Origin of the sequence: Actinoplanes oryzae (genome assembly GCF_030757795.1) — a bacterium.
Taxonomy (GTDB): domain Bacteria; phylum Actinomycetota; class Actinomycetes; order Mycobacteriales; family Micromonosporaceae; genus Actinoplanes.
Window position 1 is genome coordinate 1 of record NZ_JAUQWH010000097.1, and the last position, 15988, is coordinate 15988.

10 protein-coding genes and 1 riboswitch are annotated in these 15988 nt (G+C 72.5%); of the genes, 6 read left to right on the forward strand and 4 right to left on the reverse strand.

Going from position 1 to position 15988, the window contains the following annotated elements; genetic code table 11:
* Nucleotides 1–125: 125 nt before the first annotated feature.
* A riboswitch (cyclic di-AMP (ydaO/yuaA leader) is annotated at nt 126–258 on the reverse strand.
* A gap of 550 nt (nt 259–808) precedes the next feature.
* The 3 genes from RBH18_RS27245 to RBH18_RS27255 are packed head-to-tail and all read left to right on the forward strand — an operon-like array spanning nt 809 to nt 3604.
* A complete protein-coding gene (locus tag RBH18_RS27245; RefSeq protein ID WP_306212746.1) occupies nt 809–2029 on the forward strand; it encodes a MurT ligase domain-containing protein in 1221 nt (406 codons plus the stop codon).
* 42 nt (nt 2030–2071) lie between these two features.
* Nucleotides 2072–2785 (forward strand): type 1 glutamine amidotransferase, encoded by a 714-nt coding sequence (locus RBH18_RS27250; RefSeq protein WP_306212708.1) that lies wholly within the window; start codon nt 2072–2074, stop codon nt 2783–2785.
* Between the two features lie 60 nt (nt 2786–2845).
* Nucleotides 2846–3604, forward strand: a complete 759-nt coding sequence (locus tag RBH18_RS27255; RefSeq protein ID WP_306212711.1) for a TVP38/TMEM64 family protein — start codon at nt 2846–2848, stop codon at nt 3602–3604.
* A 258-nt stretch (nt 3605–3862) separates the two neighbouring features.
* On the opposite strand, the gene RBH18_RS27260 is transcribed toward RBH18_RS27255, so the two are convergent.
* Nucleotides 3863–5062, reverse strand: coding sequence for an MFS transporter (locus RBH18_RS27260; protein ID WP_306212713.1), 1200 nt, complete (start codon nt 5060–5062; stop codon nt 3863–3865).
* A gap of 61 nt (nt 5063–5123) precedes the next feature.
* Between RBH18_RS27260 and RBH18_RS27265 the strand changes: the two genes are divergently transcribed.
* Entirely contained in the window at nt 5124–6125 is a 1002-nt protein-coding gene (locus tag RBH18_RS27265) for an ArsR/SmtB family transcription factor (protein WP_306212715.1), read from the forward strand.
* Here RBH18_RS27265 and RBH18_RS27270 read toward each other — a convergent pair.
* The 3 genes from RBH18_RS27270 to RBH18_RS27280 form a co-directional block, all read right to left on the reverse strand.
* Nucleotides 6097–7425, reverse strand: a complete 1329-nt coding sequence (locus tag RBH18_RS27270; RefSeq protein WP_306212717.1) for a 3-phosphoshikimate 1-carboxyvinyltransferase — start codon at nt 7423–7425, stop codon at nt 6097–6099. The two genes, RBH18_RS27265 and RBH18_RS27270, sit on opposite strands and share 29 nt — an antisense overlap.
* A 51-nt stretch (nt 7426–7476) precedes the next feature.
* Entirely contained in the window at nt 7477–10299 is a 2823-nt protein-coding gene (gene leuS, locus RBH18_RS27275) for a leucine--tRNA ligase (protein ID WP_306212719.1), read from the reverse strand.
* A gap of 188 nt (nt 10300–10487) precedes the next feature.
* The gene (locus tag RBH18_RS27280) at nt 10488–13382 is read right to left on the reverse strand and encodes a M36 family metallopeptidase (RefSeq protein ID WP_306212721.1); all 2895 of its coding nucleotides are present in this window, start codon (nt 13380–13382) and stop codon (nt 10488–10490) included.
* 270 nt (nt 13383–13652) lie between these two features.
* On the opposite strand from RBH18_RS27280, the gene RBH18_RS27285 reads away from it, so the two are divergent.
* Together RBH18_RS27285 and RBH18_RS27290 are read left to right on the forward strand one after the other, a co-directional pair.
* Complete coding sequence (locus RBH18_RS27285) at nt 13653–14696, forward strand: AAA family ATPase (protein WP_306212723.1); 1044 nt, start codon at nt 13653–13655, stop codon at nt 14694–14696.
* On the forward strand, nt 14696–15988 hold the full coding sequence (locus RBH18_RS27290; RefSeq protein ID WP_306212725.1) for a DUF58 domain-containing protein: 1293 nt from the start codon (nt 14696–14698) through the stop codon (nt 15986–15988). Before RBH18_RS27285 ends, RBH18_RS27290 begins: the two co-directional genes overlap by 1 nt.

The following is a 15988-nucleotide window of genomic DNA, read 5'->3' on the forward strand; positions in this document are numbered from 1 at the left end:
CGGACGCTGCCTGCGGCGCGATCAGCTGACCGGCGCAGAGGCAGAGACCCAGGGACAGAGCGGCGGTTCCGGCGCCGGCGGACACGCGCCGCGGGCGGCTCGAACTGCGTTCGTGCACGGTAGTAGAGATCCCTCCGGCACGCCTGCGAGGTTAGCTGTCGGGTTCGGGCGGGAAGGCTTGCCCGGCCGCCGGATTGCGCGGCTTCACCCCGAGGTCCGGGGCCTGCACCGAGCGGCACCTGACGGCGCCGGCCGGATTCGGCCTCGAGCGGACCGGTGGAACTGGGTCCCCCGTCCCTGCCCCCGTATGCCTTTGTGGTTGGTGCGTGGAGCTTCGTGGTCGAGCCGCGCGGACCGGGGCAGGGCTCGGCGTGATCCGGGCGGCTCGAGCGGTGGGCGGTTGCTCACCGGCCCACCCTTGGTACCTGAGTTTTCGCCCGACGGTAAGGCCCCCCAATCTCACTCTCCGTATTTGGCACAGTGGACACTGTCCGTTTTGTTATCCCCCGGTGACAAATGCCGCTACGGGACGATATTGATCAACTACCCTGCGTCTACGGTTACGGGTGAATCAGAACACACAAAAAGCGGCGGCCGGGCCGTACCCGGGCACCGCCCAGGTCGGGCGAATGCGGACGCAAACGTGCCTACCGGCGCGGATCCCCCTCCGGACGAACGACCCGGATCCCCCGTTCGGCCGAGGTTCCCGCCGGAGCGGAAGCCCTCGCGGCACAGGCATCGGAGACCCCTGGGGCCACTCGACGTAACGTCCGTTTCCGGTACCCTCGTCGCCGTGACGGACGGGAAATTGCCTCTGAGAGCCAAGGTCGCGACTTCGGTGTCGCGCACGGCGGCCGCGCTCTCGCGTGCCGCGGGCCGCGGCGACGGCTCGGTGATCGGCGGGTGGATCGGTCTCAAGATCGACCCTGACCTGCTGCGCAACCTCGCGGCCGGGCGGGCCATCGCGCTCGTGTCGGGCACCAACGGCAAGACGACGACCACGCGCTTCACCGCCGCGGCGCTCGGCGTGCTGGGCCCGGTCGCGACCAACTCGTTCGGCGCCAACATGCCCACGGGCCACACCTCGGCGCTGGCCAAGGCCGGCACCACGCCGTTCGCGGTGCTCGAGGTGGACGAGCACTATCTGGCCCGGGTCATCGACGAGACCACCCCGCGCGTCGTCGCCCTCCTCAACCTCTCCCGCGACCAGCTGGACAGGGCCAAGGAGGTGTCGATGATGGCGCAGCTGTGGCGCACCGCCCTCGCCGCGCACCCCGACATCGTCGTGGTGGCCAACGCCGACGACCCGATGGTCGTGTGGGCCGCGACCGGCAGCCAGCACGTCAGCTGGTTCAGCGCCGGCCAGCGCTGGACCGACGACTCCTGGGTCTGCCCGGAGTGCGGCTCTCCCATCAACCGTGCCCAGGGCGACTGGTGGTGCACCGGCTGCACCCTGCGCCGCCCGCAGCCGAAGTGGGTCGTCGAGGACGAGGGCGTGATCGACGCCAAGGGCGACTGGCACCTCGTCAAGCTCCAGCTGCCCGGCCACGTCAACCTCGGCAACGCAGCGACCGCGCTGGCGGTGGCCGCCGAGTTCGGCGTGCGGCCCATCGAGGCCGTCCCGCGCCTCGCGACCGTCGCCTCGGTGGCCGGGCGCTACGCGCAGGTCGACCGGGACGGGCGCAACATCCGGCTGCTCCTGGCGAAGAACCCGGCGAGCTGGCTCGAGGCCTTCGACATGGCCGAGGTCGCCCCGACACTGCTCTCCATCAACGCGCGCGACCCCGACGGCTTCGACACCTCGTGGCTCTACGACGTCGACTTCTCGCCGCTGCGCGGGCGCCAGGTGCTGATCACCGGCGACCGGGCGTACGACCTGGCCGTCCGGCTCGAAGTGAACGAAGTGGCCTTCCGGCACGTGACTTCCTTCGAGGAGGCAGTGCGCTCGGTTCCGGCGGGCCGCCTCGAGGTGATCGCCAACTACACCGCGTTCCAGGACATCCGGGCGGTGCTGGACCGTGTCAACTGACGTTCACCGCGGCACACAGGGCAAGAAGCGAGGGTCAGAGCGATGAATGACAGCACGCTGCGGATCGTGTGGATCTACCCGGATCTGCTGTCGACGTACGGCGACCGGGGCAACATGCTGATCCTGGCCCGCCGGGCGGCGCTGCGCGGCATCCCGGCGGAGACCTACCAGGTCCGCTCCGACCAGGCCATGCCCACGACCGCCGACATCTACCTCATCGGCGGCGGCGAGGACGGCCCGCAGGCGCTCGCGGCCCAGCGGCTGCTCGCCGACGGCGGCCTGCACCGCGCGGTCAACCAGGGCGCCGCCGTGCTCGCCATCTGCGCCGGCTACCAGCTCTTCGGCAGCTCCTTCTACGCCAAGGGCGCCCTCTGCCGGGGCCTCGACCTGCTCGACATCTCCTCCGACCGGGGCGAGACCCGCGCCGTCGGCGAGGTGCGCGGCGACATCGACCCGCGGCTGGGGCTGCCCCCGCTGACCGGCTTCGAGAACCACGGCGGCCGGACCCACCTTGGCCCCGGCGTGTCACCTCTCGCCCGGGTCACCGCCGGCATCGGGAATGACGGGCAGACCGAGGGAGCTTGGAACGGGAAGATCCTGGGCAGCTACGCCCACGGGCCCGCGCTGGCCCGCAACCCAGCTATAGCCGATCTGCTACTGCGTTGGGCCACGGGCGCGGATAGTCTTCAACCCCTGGACGACACCTGGAGCGAGCGGCTCCGGGGCGAACGGCTCGCCGCGGCGGGCACCGCATGACCCGATGAACGCCTGACCAGCAGTTCCCTGGACCGACGAGAGTAGGGGCGGTACGCCTGCATGACTGACACCCTGATCGCCCCGAGCGGCATCACCACCTCCGCCCCGGACCCTCAGGCCAGCCAGCAGCCTCCGGCCCTGCCCCACGAGCCGATGAGCTGGCGCCGCCGGCTCGTCCGCTTCGGCGTCCTGGCCGCCGTCGTCGCCGGCCTCGGCGTCGCCGCCGCGGTCCTGCCGCTCCAGGCGATCGCCGACTCGGTCGTCGCCCTCGGCCCGGCCGCCGCGGTCGTCGTCGCCGTCGTGGGCGGCCTGCTCCTCTCGGTGCTGGTCCCCCGCACGGCGATCACCGTCGCCTGCGGCGCCCTGCTCGGCCCCGCCACCGGCGCCGCCACGGCGCTGGCCGCGGCCGTCATCGCGGCGATCGCCACCTACTACGCGGGCCGCTGGGCCGGCCGCGGCGCCCTCGGCGCCAAGAACGGCAGCCGCATGGAGCGCCTCGACGGCTGGCTCAACCGCCGCGGCCTCTCGGCCGTCCTGCTGGTCCGCTTCCTGCCGCTGGCCCCCTTCGGCCTGATCGGCTACGCCTACGGCACCACCTCGGTCTGCCGCAAGCGCTACCTCCTCGGCACCACCCTCGCCTCGATCCCGAGCGCCGTCTCCTACGCCGTGATCGGCGCCGCCGTGGCCGCCCCGGGCTCGCTCAACCCGGTCACCCTCGCCCCGGCGGCCATCGGCATCGGCCTCACCACCACGATCGTCCTGCGCTGGCGCCTCGCCGCGAAGAAGAACGCCGCCGCCCAGGCCGCCGCCGCGGCCTGATCCGGCACTCCACGCACCAGGCACCACGCACGCCCCACGATCGCCAGGCCCGTCCGGGACCTGGCGATCGCCGTTCCCGCACCAAGGGGGCCGGCCATGAGCCGGGTGAGCGTGAGCCGGGGGTCAGGGCGAGCCGAAGTCAGCGTGAGCCAGGGTCAGGATGAGCCGAAGTCAGCGTGAGCCGGGGTCAGGATGAGCCGGGGTCAGCGGAGCCGGAGTCAAGGCGCCGGGGTCAGCGTGAGACCCCACCGGATCGGGTCAACGGGCCGGCGCCGGCGCGGCGGAGCCCGGCACCGGCGCCGACCGCCGCAGGCCCGGGGCCAGCGCCAGCGTGATGCCCAGCGAGGCGACCCCGAGCGCGCCCATCGCCTGCGCGGGACTCACCCAGGTGGCGAGCAGGCCGCCGATCGCCGCACCGACCGCCTGCCCCGCCATCAGCCCGGTGGAGAGGAGGCCGAACGCCTGGCCGCGGATGTCCGCCCCGGCAGCCTGGACCAGTCGTTCCTGCAGGGGCAGCGCGGCGGCATACCCGATCGACGCGACGAACCCGAGCACGAGGGCGACCGCCGGCGCCGGCCCGAGCAGGAAGCCGAGGTACGGCACCGCCAGCAGGACCCGCAACGGCCCGGCGCACCGGTCGCGGAGCCGGGGCGGGACGAAGCGGCCCACGACGACGTCACCGAGCAGCATGCCGGCCGCGCTGACGGCGAACAGATAACCGGCGCCCGCCTGACCGGCGTACGGGACGTACAGCGCCTCGCACCCGACGATGAGCCCGTTCGGCACCCACATCGCCAGGTAGAGCGGCCGCGTCACCGGCGAGCCGAGCAGGGCACGGTTCACTTCCCTCGTACGCATCAGCAGCCCCTTGTCCGACGCCACGCCCGGTCGTTCCCGGAGCCCGAGCCGCAGGGTCAGCGCCGCCGTGGCCGCGGCCGCCCCGGCGACCACGAAGAGCGCGGCGGGCGTGAACCAGGTGAGCAGCAGGCCGCCGAGACCGTACCCGGCGACCTGCATGACGCCGACCGCGATGTTGAGCGTCGCCCGGCCGAGCACGAAGCCGTCCGGCGGCACGACGGCGTGCAGCAGCCGCATGACGGAACCGCTGGTGGCCGAGCCGGCGAGGAAGGGGATCGCGAGAATCAGGAACCGCGCCCCCCAGGGCAGTCCCGGCAGCGCCTGGAGCAGGAACGCCACCGCGTACGCGATCGGCATGACCGTCGCCGCCCGCCGTGGACCCAGCGCGTCCGACGCGCTCAGCACGGTGGCCGAGCCGAGCAGCGTGATCAGCGGCCCGCCGAACATGGCCAGCGCGGTGAGCACCGGCGACCCGGTGCTCGCGTAGGTGGTGGTGCCGAGGGCGAGGCTGCCGACGGAGATCGACGCCATCGTCACGCAGCGGGCGAGGAACAGCATCCGGAACTCGGAGAGGGCGAAGACCTCTCGGTAGGTACGCACCGCGAGAGTCTGGAACAGTGGGCCCGGCGATCTCCAACTATTCGCGGGGAGGCGAAACGTCATGGGTTCCTGGCGCGTGTCCGCCGACCTGCTCGCCACGAGCCGGTTCCTGCTGTCGCCGCTGGCCGAGACCGTGGCCGCGCTGACCGTCCTCAAGGCGCCCCGGGGCCCGTGGCAGCAGGCCTTCCACGCGGCCAACCGGGATGCGTTCGCCGAGATGCTGGCCCGCCACCCCGCCCGGCGCGACCTCGCCGAGCGGTCCTGGCGCCCGCGCGCCGGGGACCGGCCCGGCTGGATGGCGGACTTCCTCGGCACCGTCCCGGCGGACGCCGGCATGTCGTTCGACGACGAGCTGGGCCAGCTCGCCGCGCGGTGGGACGACGACCGCATCCGCGCGGAGCTGCACACGGTCCGGCCCGGCCGGCTGGCCGGGACGCTGCTGCGCCCGGGTCTGCGGGCGGAGTTGCTCGGGCTGCTCCGCTGGATCTGGACGGCCACCGTGGAGGCCGACTGGCCCCGCCGGCGCCGGGTGCTGCAGGCCGACGTCGTGTCGCGCACCACGCTGCTGGCGACCCACGGCTGGTCCGGGGTGATCCCGACGCTCGGGGCGACGACCGGATGGCGGGGCGACGGGCTGCTGCAGATCAACCATTTCGATCTGCCCGAGCGGGATCTGTCGGCCGCCCGGACGTTGCTGTTCGTCCCGGCGCACAGCAACGGCTCGTGGGTCATGTGGGACGAGCCCACCCGCTACGCCCTCGTCTATCCGGTCACCGGCGCGCTCGCCCCGCCGGGCGGGCCGGACGTGCGCGGGCTGGCCCGGCTGATCGGCGCCAACCGGGCCCGGCTCGTGCTCGCGCTGGACGATCCGCGGTCGACCACCCAGCTCGCGGCCCTCTCGGGGCTGCCGCTGGGCTCGGTCGGCAACCATCTGCGAGTGCTGCTCGACGCCGGCCTGGTGCTCCGCCGCCGCGCCGGCCGCGAGGTCCTCTACTGGCGGACCGCCCTGGGGGACTCCCTGGCGGCGACGACGGTCAGTTCCGGAGACGCTCGAGGTCGGTGAAGAAGTCCGGGTAGGTCTTGGCGACGCAGCCGGGGTCCTTGATCTCGATGCCGGGCGCGCGCAGGCCGAGGAGGGCCAGGCTCATCGCCATGCGGTGATCCTCGTACGTCTCGAAGGCCGTCGGGCGCGGCGTCCCCGGGTGGATCGTGAAGCCGTCCTCGTCCTCGATCGCGTCGATGCCGGCCCTGCGGAGCTCGGTCACCACGGCGCCCACCCGATCGGTCTCCTTCCCGCGGATGAAGCCGATGCCGCGGACCCGGGTCGGCGAGTCGGCGAAGACCGCCACCGCGGCGAGCGTCTGCGCGGTGTCCGAGATGTCGGCCATGTCGACGTCGACCCCCCGCAACCGGCCGGTGGAGGTCACTGTCATGGACGAGGCATCCCGCGTCACGGTCGCGCCCATCCGGGCCAGCACGTCCGCGAAGGCCACGTCGCCCTGCAGGCTGCCGGATCCCAGCCCGGAGATCGTGATCCGGCCCCCGCCGACGGCCGCGGCGCCGAGGAAGTAGGAGGCCGCGCTCGCATCGGGCTCGACCGCGTAGTGGGCCGGCACGTACGAGCCGGGCTCGACGCTCAGGTCCGACACGGTCACCCCGAACGCCGCCATGACGGCCTCGGTCATGCGCACGTACGGCACCGAGACGAGCGGCGACGTGAGGATCACCCGCAGCCCGTCGCGCATCAGCGGGCCCGCCATGAGCAGCCCGGACAGGAACTGGCTGGAGATGTGCCCGCTGACGGCGACCTCGCCCCCGGCGGCGGGCCCGGTGACCGCGGCGGGCAGAAACCCGGAGGTGGACCCGGCAGCGGCGGGCAGAAACCCGGACGTGGACCCGGCAGCGGCGGGCAGAAACCCGGACGTGGACCCGGCAGCGGCGGCAGACGGGAAGCCGGACGACTCCACGACGGCCCCGGCCTGGCGCAGGGCGTCGAGGACCGGGCCGAAGGGTCGCGCGCGGAGCTGCGGCGTGCCGTCGACCACGGTACGGCCGGGAAGCAGCGCGGCCACGGGCAGGACGAACCGGGACGTCGTGCCGGACTGGCGGGCGTCGACCGTACCGGCGGACAGGGAACCTCCGGTGACCTGGACCATGCCGCCGGACACGGAGACGCGGGCGCCCAGCGCCGTCAGGGCACCCATCATGGCGTGGGTGTCGTCGGCGAACAGCGCGCCGGTCAGCGTGGACGTGCCCGGGGCGAGCGCGGCGCACAGCAGCGCGCGGTTGGTGATGCTCTTGGAGCCGGGCGGCCGTACGGTGGCGTCCAGCGGACCGGTCAGCGGCGTAACGGGTTGCGACATAGCGCCCAGACAAGCAGAAAGGGCCCGCCGGAGCGGGCCCTTTCCCAGCACTTAGACGACGACGCTGACCAGCTTGCCCTGGACCACGATGACCTTGCGCGGCTCGCGGCCGGCCAGGCTCTCGGCGACGGCCTCCAGGGCGGCGGCGCGCACGGCGTCCTCGGCGGTGTCGGGCGCGACCTCGACGCGGCCGCGGACCTTGCCGTTGACCTGCACCGGGTAGGTCACCGACTCCGCGACCAGCTGCGCCGGGTCCGCGACCGGGAACTCCGCGTACGCCAGCGAGCCCTCGTGCCCCAGCTTGCCCCACAGCTCCTCGGCCACGTGCGGCGCGAACGGCGACATCATCAGCACCAGCGGCTCGACCGCCTCGCGCGACACCGTGCCCAGCGGGGTCAGCGTGTTGGTCAGCTCGATCAGCTTGGCGATGGCCGTGTTGAAGCGCAGCTCCTCCATGTCGCCGCGGACGCCGTCGATCACCCGGTGCAGCACCCGGCGGGTCTTCGGGTCCAGCGGCTCGTCGACGACCCGGTCGGCGCCGGTCTGCTCGTCGACGATCAGGCGCCACACGCGCTGCAGGAAGCGCTGGGAGCCGACGACCGCGCGGGTGTCCCAGGGGCGGGACGTGTCCAGCGGGCCCATCGCCATCTCGTAGACCCGGAACGTGTCGGCGCCGTAGCGCTCGGCCATCTCGTCCGGCGTGACGACGTTCTTCAGCGACTTGCCCATCTTGCCGTACTCGCGGGCGACCTCGACGTCACCGTGGAACCACTTGCCGTCCCGCTCGACGACCTCGTCCGCCGGCACCACGAAGCCACGCGCGTCGCGGAACGCGTACGCCTGGATGTAGCCCTGGTTGTACAGCTTGCGGAACGGCTCGAACGAGCTCACGTGGCCCAGGTCGAACAGCACCTTGTGCCAGAAGCGCGCGTACAGCAGGTGCAGGACGGCGTGCTCGACCCCGCCGACGTACAGGTCGACGCCGCCGGTGTCGCCCGCGCCCCGCGGACCCATCCAGTAGGCCTCGTTCTCCGGGTCGACCAGGCGCTTGTCGTTGCGCGGGTCCAGGTAGCGCAGCTCGTACCAGCAGGAGCCGGCCCACTGCGGCATGGTGTTGGTCTCACGCGTGTACGTCTTCGGCCCGTCGCCCAGGTCCAGCACGACCTCGACCCAGTCCTTCTTGCGCGACAGCGGCGTCTCCGGGTCGCTGTCGGCGTCCTCCGGGTCGAACGTGCGCGGCGAGAAGTCGTCCACCTCGGGCAGCTCGACGGGCAGCATGCTTTCGGGCAGCGCAACCGGCAGGCCGGTCTCGTCGTAGACGATCGGGAACGGCTCGCCCCAGTAGCGCTGCCGGCTGAACAGCCAGTCGCGCAGCCGGTAGGTGGTGGCGCCCTTGCCGTGCCCCTTCTCCTCCAGCCACGCGATCATCGCGGCCTTGGCCTCGACGACCTGCTTGCCGTTCAGGAAGTCGCTGTTGATCGCCACGCCGTCGCCGGTCCAGACACCCTCGTGGCCCTCGGGCGTCGAGATCGTGCGGACGATCGGCAGGTCGAAGGTCTGTGCGAAGTCCCAGTCGCGCTCGTCGTGCCCCGGCACCGCCATGATCGCGCCGGTGCCGTAGCCGGCCAGCACGTAGTCGGCGATGAAGATCGGGACCTGCGCGCCGGTGACCGGGTTGGTCGCGTACGCGCCGGTGAACACGCCGGTCTTGACCTTGGCGTCGGCGGTCCGCTCCTCCTCCGTCTTGGCCGCGGCCTGCGCCCGGTACGCGGCGACGGCCGCCTCGGGCGTCGCATGGCCACCGGTCCAGGCGTCCTTCGTGCCGGCGGGCCACTCGGCGGGCACGATCGTGGAGACCAGGGCGTGCTCGGGGGCCAGCACCATGTAGGTCGCGCCGAACAGCGTGTCGGGCCGCGTGGTGAACACCTCGACGACGTCGCCGCCGTCCATCGGGAAGCCGACGTGGGCGCCCCGGGACCGGCCGATCCAGTTGCGCTGCATCAGCTTGACCGGCTCGGGCCAGTCCAGCGCGTCCAGGTCCTCGACCAGGCGGTCGCCGTACTCGGTGATGCGCATCATCCACTGCTTCAGCGACCGCTGGAAGACCGGGAAGTTGCCGCGCTCGCTGCGCCCGTCCGGCGTGACCTCCTCGTTGGCCAGCACGGTGCCCAGGCCGGGGCACCAGTTGACCGGGGCCTCGCTGACGTAGGCCAGGCGGTAGCCGTTGACGACCTCGCGGCGCTCGACGGCGGACAGCGCGGACCACGCCCGGCCGCCCGGGACGGCGCGCGTGCCGGCCTCGAACTCCGCGATCAGCTCGTCGATCGGCCGGGCCCTGCGCCGCTCCCGGTCGAACCACGAGTTGAAGACCTGCAGGAAGATCCACTGGGTCCAGCGGTAGTAGTCCGGGTCCGTGGTGGAGAAGGAGCGCCGCTCGTCGTACGCCAGGCCCAGCTTGCGCAGCTGCGTCCGGTAGCGCTCGACGTTCTTCGCCGTCGTGGTGGCCGGGTGCGTGCCGGTCTGCACCGCGTACTGCTCGGCGGGCAGGCCGAACGCGTCGAAGCCCATCGGGTGCAGCACGTTGAAGCCGGTCATCCGCTTGTAGCGGGTGTAGGAGTCGGTGCCGATGTAGCCCAGCGGGTGCCCGACGTGCAGGCCCTCACCCGACGGGTACGGGAACATGTCCTGCACGTGCAGCTTCGGCGCCCCGGCGCGCGGGTGCTCCGGGTCGGCCAGCTCGCCGGCGGGGTTGGGCGCGTGGAAGGTGCCGTGCTCGGCCCAGTACGCCTGCCAGCGCGGCTCGATCTCGTTGGCCGTCGCGGCCGTGTAGCGGTACGGCGGGACGTCCGCGCCGACGTTCTCGGACTCGCTCATCGTCACCATCTCGTTCGGGTCAGCTCGCCTGTTCGAAGGACACAAAAAAGCCCCCTTCACGAGGGGGCGCCACGCTGGTCGGGATCGACCGCGCGGCTAGCTAAGAAGCAGCGAGCTGAAAGCCATGCGGAGATAGTACTCCCCGCGGGAAGGCCCCGGCGACTGGTATGCCGCCGGGGCCGTCCGCGTCAGGCCGCGGGGGTGCCGTAGACGGAGAGCTCCGCCGAGTCGACCCACGAGCAGCCGCTGTAGCCGAGCGAGCAGTCCAGACCGTAGTCCGCGAGCTGCGTGCCGAGCATGGTGTAGCGGATGAACTTCACCCCGGTGCCGGTGCCGGCCGCGAGCGGCACGGTGGTGGCCTGGAGCTGCTCCGGCGTGAAGTGACCCTCGGCGGCCACGGCCCAGGCGCTGCCGTCGGCCGAGGTCTCCACCCGGTAGTCACCCGTGGCGGCGCTGGCGTCGTCACCGCAGATGTTCGACGGGTTGATCGACAGCTCGGCCACGTCCACCGCGGCCGGGAGCTGCGCGATCATCCAGCGCGGCTCGATCGCCGTGGTGGTGCCGCCGCCCGGGCGGACGCCGTCGGAGCTCCAGCCGGTGGTCTGCCCCTGGTCGATCATCTGGTTGGTGCCGCAGCCGTACGGGTTGCCGTCCAGGCCGTTGAAGTCCACGACCGAGCCGCCGCCGCTGGAGGCCGCCCAGTCCCGGCGCAGCGCCCAGTTCTGCGTGGCCGCCCTGCCGACCTTGACCGTGGCGACCTGCTCGTCGTAGCCGCCGCCCTTGGCGTACACCTTGGGGTACGTGCCCTGGATGATGTTGCTGATCGTGTACTTGCCGTTCGCCGCCGTGGTGGCGACGTAGCTGCCGGCGAAGCCCGAGTCGTGCCCGCCGAAGCCGACGGTCACCCCCGCGACGGCGGCGCCGGTCGCCGAGTCGGTGACCGTGCCGGTGAGCGTGCCCCGGGGCGCGTTGGCCGCGGGCGGCAGGGAGAAGTCCTCGACCGGCTCGACGTCGTTGCCGTCGACCGTGGCCGCGAAGTAGCCCATGCCCCGCTTGGCGAAGACCTTCCAGATCGCCGCGCTGTTGCGGCCGCCGTTGACCACGCGGTCCGCCGCGAGGATCGAGTTGCGCTGGTCGAGGAACGACGGGTCCGCCGGGGACAGCTCCATGGCCCGGGTGACCAGGGACAGCGTCTTGCTGCTGCCGAGCGCCTGGCGCAGGTCCCAGAGGGTCTGCACCCAGATCTCGCCGTCGGCGTGCACCTCGGCGCCGCGGGTGGAGATCTTGCCCAGGTCCCCGTACGTGAACCCGCCGGGACCGCTCGCCACGCCGCCCGCGCACGCGGCCGCCGTGCTGCCGACCGGGCAGTCGATGGCCTCGTACCGGATGGTGTCGCCGCCGGTGATGTACTCGCCGACCTTGACGTCGCCCACGGCCTTGGTGTCCTTCTCGATGCCCTGGGTGACCAGGTAGTCGAGCGCGTAGAAGTCGCTCCACGCCTCGCCCATCGAGCCGGCCTGCTGCGAGTTGAGGGTCGAGACCCCGTCGGCGTCGACGACGAGCCGGTTGCTCAGGCCGTGCGTGTACTCGTGGTAGATGATGTCGGCCTCGTCACCCGAGTTGCCCGCGAGGAACGGTTCGCCGGGGGTGCTGGGGTCCGGCCACAGGTACATCTGCATGATCGGCGCGATGCCGTCCGGCGGCGTGTTCATGTTGGCGTTGTCGGTGTGGTCCGGGTCCGGCAGGCCGTTCATGGTGTTCGCGCCGTCGAGGGCCTGGGCCTGCACGGCGTCGCCGTCGGCCGCCTCGAAGTTGCCCGCCGCCCGGGTGAAGCCGATCGGGCCGGCCTTCAGGTGGTCGTGGAACTTGCTGATGTAGTAGAAGATCTGGGTCGCGTTCTGGCCCAGGTTCTTCTGCCACGAGTACGGCGTCTGCGGGTCCCACGAGCACTGGTACTGCGCGGAGCACAGCCCGCCCGCCTGCGCCGTGAAGTCGGTGAACTTGTAGTCGAAGCGGCCCTTGCCGGTCGACGGGATCTCCTCGCCGGCGTTGGCGGCGTTGTCGTCGTTGAGGTCCGCGTAGACGTGCCCGGTCGAGCCGGAGAGCGTGGTGGCGCCCTTGGGCAGCCACTTGCTCAGGTCCACCTTCTTCTGGGTCCCGCCCACCGCGGCGCCCGGGTAGTACTCCCAGGCCAGGCCGCCGGCGCTGTCGCTGTGCTCGGCCACGGTGCTCTGCCGGTAGAGGACCTCGCCCGACTTGGCGGCGACGACGGAGACGTAGCCCTCGTCGACGGTGATGACCTGCCAGGCGAGCTGGGGACCGGTCTTGGTCTGGAACATGACCAGCTTCGCCGTACCGTTGTCGGTGAAGGTCGTGGTCTTGACCTTGTCGGCCGCCCGCTTGGTGACCTTGGCCGCCGAGTCGCCCTTCACGTCCCGCACCGCGGCGGCGCGCGCCTTCTCGGCCGTGATGCCGGCCGTGCCCGCGCTCGCCGGCAGCGCCGCGATCGGCGAGCCGTCGACCTGCACCAGGCGGCCGTCCTTGGCCACGTGCGCCTTGATGCCGTTGCCGAAGACCGCGACGCCGTCCACCGTCTGCTGGAAGCTCAGGTGGTGGGTGCCGCTGATGTCGACGTAGTCCTGGCGCAGCGTCAGGGCGTCCACCGCCGCGGCGCTCAGGCCGAAGACGTCGGTGTGCGCCTTGAGGTAGTCGCGGGCGATCTTCTCGGGCTTCTTCCGGCTGGGGCCGGTGAGGAAGCCGTCGAGCCGCGCGACGCGGCGCGGGGTTCCGGTGGCGCGGTCGATGTCGACCACGCCCTGGACGCCGAGGGAGTCGCGCAGCTTGCGGGCGCCGCTGCCCGCCTGCTCGGCCGCCTTGACGCGCTTCGCCGCCTCGGTGGTGCCGAGGTCGCCCTTGCCGGCGTTGATCGCCGTGCGCGAGTCGTAGTTGTCGGCGTGCAGCTCTCCGGGTGCCGCTGGTTCGACAGCGGCTGCCGGGCTGGGGGCGGCCTGCGCGGCGGTGGGCAGGAGCCCGGCCAGCAGCACGACGCTCGCGCCGGCAGCCCATCCAGTGGTGAATCTCATGTACGGCCCTCCATGCGGCCACGGCTGAACGGGCTCGCGCCCGTCGATGCCCTTGATCGATTCACATGGAGCCAGGGAAATCAATAAATGGGCGGTTCGTTATTGAAGCGGTATCAGTGACCGATTGACTACCAAACGCATCTCCGCTGGGCAGCCCCCTCGGCGAGTTGCTGTGACCGGGCTAACCTGTCAGGACGGGCGGTGAGCGCCCTTCGGTTTCCTTTCGGCGGCGTCGCTTAGAAAGGGGCCTGAACGACATGGAGGAGGCCCGTGACAACGCCCACCTGGGACGCGCCCGGCGGACCGCTGACGAGCGACCAGTTCCGCAGCGCCAGCGACGCGATCATCGCCAACATCGAGCAGGTCATCGAGGGCAAGGGCGCGACCGTCCGGCTGGCGCTGGCCGTGCTGCTCGCCGAGGGACACCTGCTCATCGAGGACGTCCCCGGCGTCGGCAAGACGATGCTCGCCAAGGCGCTCGCGCGCTCGATCGACTGCTCGGTGCGCCGCATCCAGTTCACCCCCGACCTGCTGCCCAGCGACGTCACCGGGGTCAGCGTCTACAACCAGGAGACGCGCGACTTCGAGTTCAAGCCGGGCGCCGTCTTCGCCAACCTGGTCGTGGGCGACGAGATCAACCGCGCCTCCCCCAAGACCCAGTCCGCCCTGCTGGAGTGCATGGAGGAGCGGCAGGTCACGGTCGACGGGACGACGTACGAGCTGCAGTCGCCGTTCATGGTGATCGCCACCCAGAACCCCATCGAGATGGAGGGGACCTATCCGCTGCCCGAGGCGCAGCGTGACCGGTTCACCGCCCGGATCGCCATGGGCTATCCCGACCCGCGGGCCGAGCTGGCGATGCTCAACGAGCGCACGGCCGTCAACCCGCTCGACTCGCTGCGCCCGGTCGCCGACGCCGCGCTGATCCGCCGGCTGATCACCACGGTCCGCGACGTGCACGCCGCCGACGCCGTCCAGCAGTACGCGATCGCCCTCGTCACCGCGACCCGCGAGGCGCCGGAGATCCGCCTCGGCGCGTCGCCCCGCTCGACGCTGCAGCTGCTGCGCACCGCCAAGGCCGTCGCCGCCCTCGAGGGCCGGGACTACGTGCTCCCCGACGACCTGCAGGCGCTGGCCGTGCCGGTCCTGGCGCACCGCATCATCCCGACCGCCGACGCCCAGCTCAACCGGCGCACCACGGACACCATCGTGGCCGAGATCGTGCACCGGCTCCCGCTGCCGCACGACCGCAGCCGCTCGCCGTACGACACCCGCGCCCAGGGCGACGGCCTGTACGAGTCGCGGGGCCGCTGATGCGCGAGGCGCTGCGCGGGCTGACCACGCGGGGGCGGTCCTTCCTGGCCGCCGCCGTGGCGGCCGGGATCTCCGCCATGATCCTGGGCGAGAAGGACCTGCTGCGGGTCGCGGTGCTGCTGGCCGCCCTGCCGCTGCTCGCCGCGGCATACGTCGGGCGCAGCCGCTACAAGCTGGCCTGCACCCGGTCGCTGGAGCCCAGCCGCGCCCCGGTCGGGTCCAGCGCGCGCGTCGTGCTGCGCCTGCAGAACCTCTCCCGCCTGCCCACCGGCACCCTGCTGCTGGAGGACCGGCTGCCCTATGCGCTCGGCAGCCGTCCCCGCGTGGTGCTGGAGCGGCTCGGCGCGCACATGGCGAGCTCGGTGGCCTACACGGTCCGGGCCGACGTGCGCGGCCGCTACCCGGTCGGCCCGCTGGTGATCCGGCTCACCGACCCCTTCGGGCTGTGCGAGCTGACCCGCTCGTTCCCCAGCGTCGACAAGCTGACGGTCATCCCGCAGGTCGTGGCGCTGCCGGCCGTCCGCCTGGCCGGCGAATACGCGGGGACGGGCGAGAGCCGCGCCCGCTCGGTCGCGGTCCACGGCGAGGACGACGCCGCCACCCGGGAGTACCGCCGGGGCGACGACCTGCGCCGGGTGCACTGGCGCTCCACGGCGCGGACCGGCGAGCTCATGGTCCGCCGCGAGGAGCAGCCGTGGGAGTCGCGCGCGACGGTGGTGCTCGACACCCGGCTCTACGCGCACCGCGGCGAGGGTCCGACCGCCAGCTTCGAGTGGGCGGTGTCCGCGGCCGCCAGCATCGCGGTCCACCTGCGGGCCGCGGGTTACAAGCTGCGCCTGGTCACCGGCACGGGCATCGACCTCGACGCCGTCGAGGCGGGCGGCGAGGGCGCGATCCTCGACACCCTCGCCGACGTCAAGCTGACCCAGGCCGGCGACGTCTCCTCGCTGGTCGAGGCGGTCCGCCGGCGCTCGGACGGCGGCCTGGTGATCGGGCTGTTCGGCGCGCTCACCGTGGCCGAGGCCGAGGTGCTCACCGGGCTGCGCAGCAACGGCGCGACCTGCCTGGGCTTCGCGATCGACAGCTCCACCTGGACGACGATGACCGGCCCCGACCGGCAGGAGGCCGACCGGCAGGCGGCGACCACGCAGCTCGCGCTGGTCCGCAGCGGCTGGCGGGCGCTGCCGGTGAAGCACGGCGACTCGCTGGCGGCGCTCTGGCCGTCCGCGGGGCGCGGCTCGCAGGGGTTCGCCTACCGCGCGGCGATGGCCGAGACCGTGGCGGGCATGTGA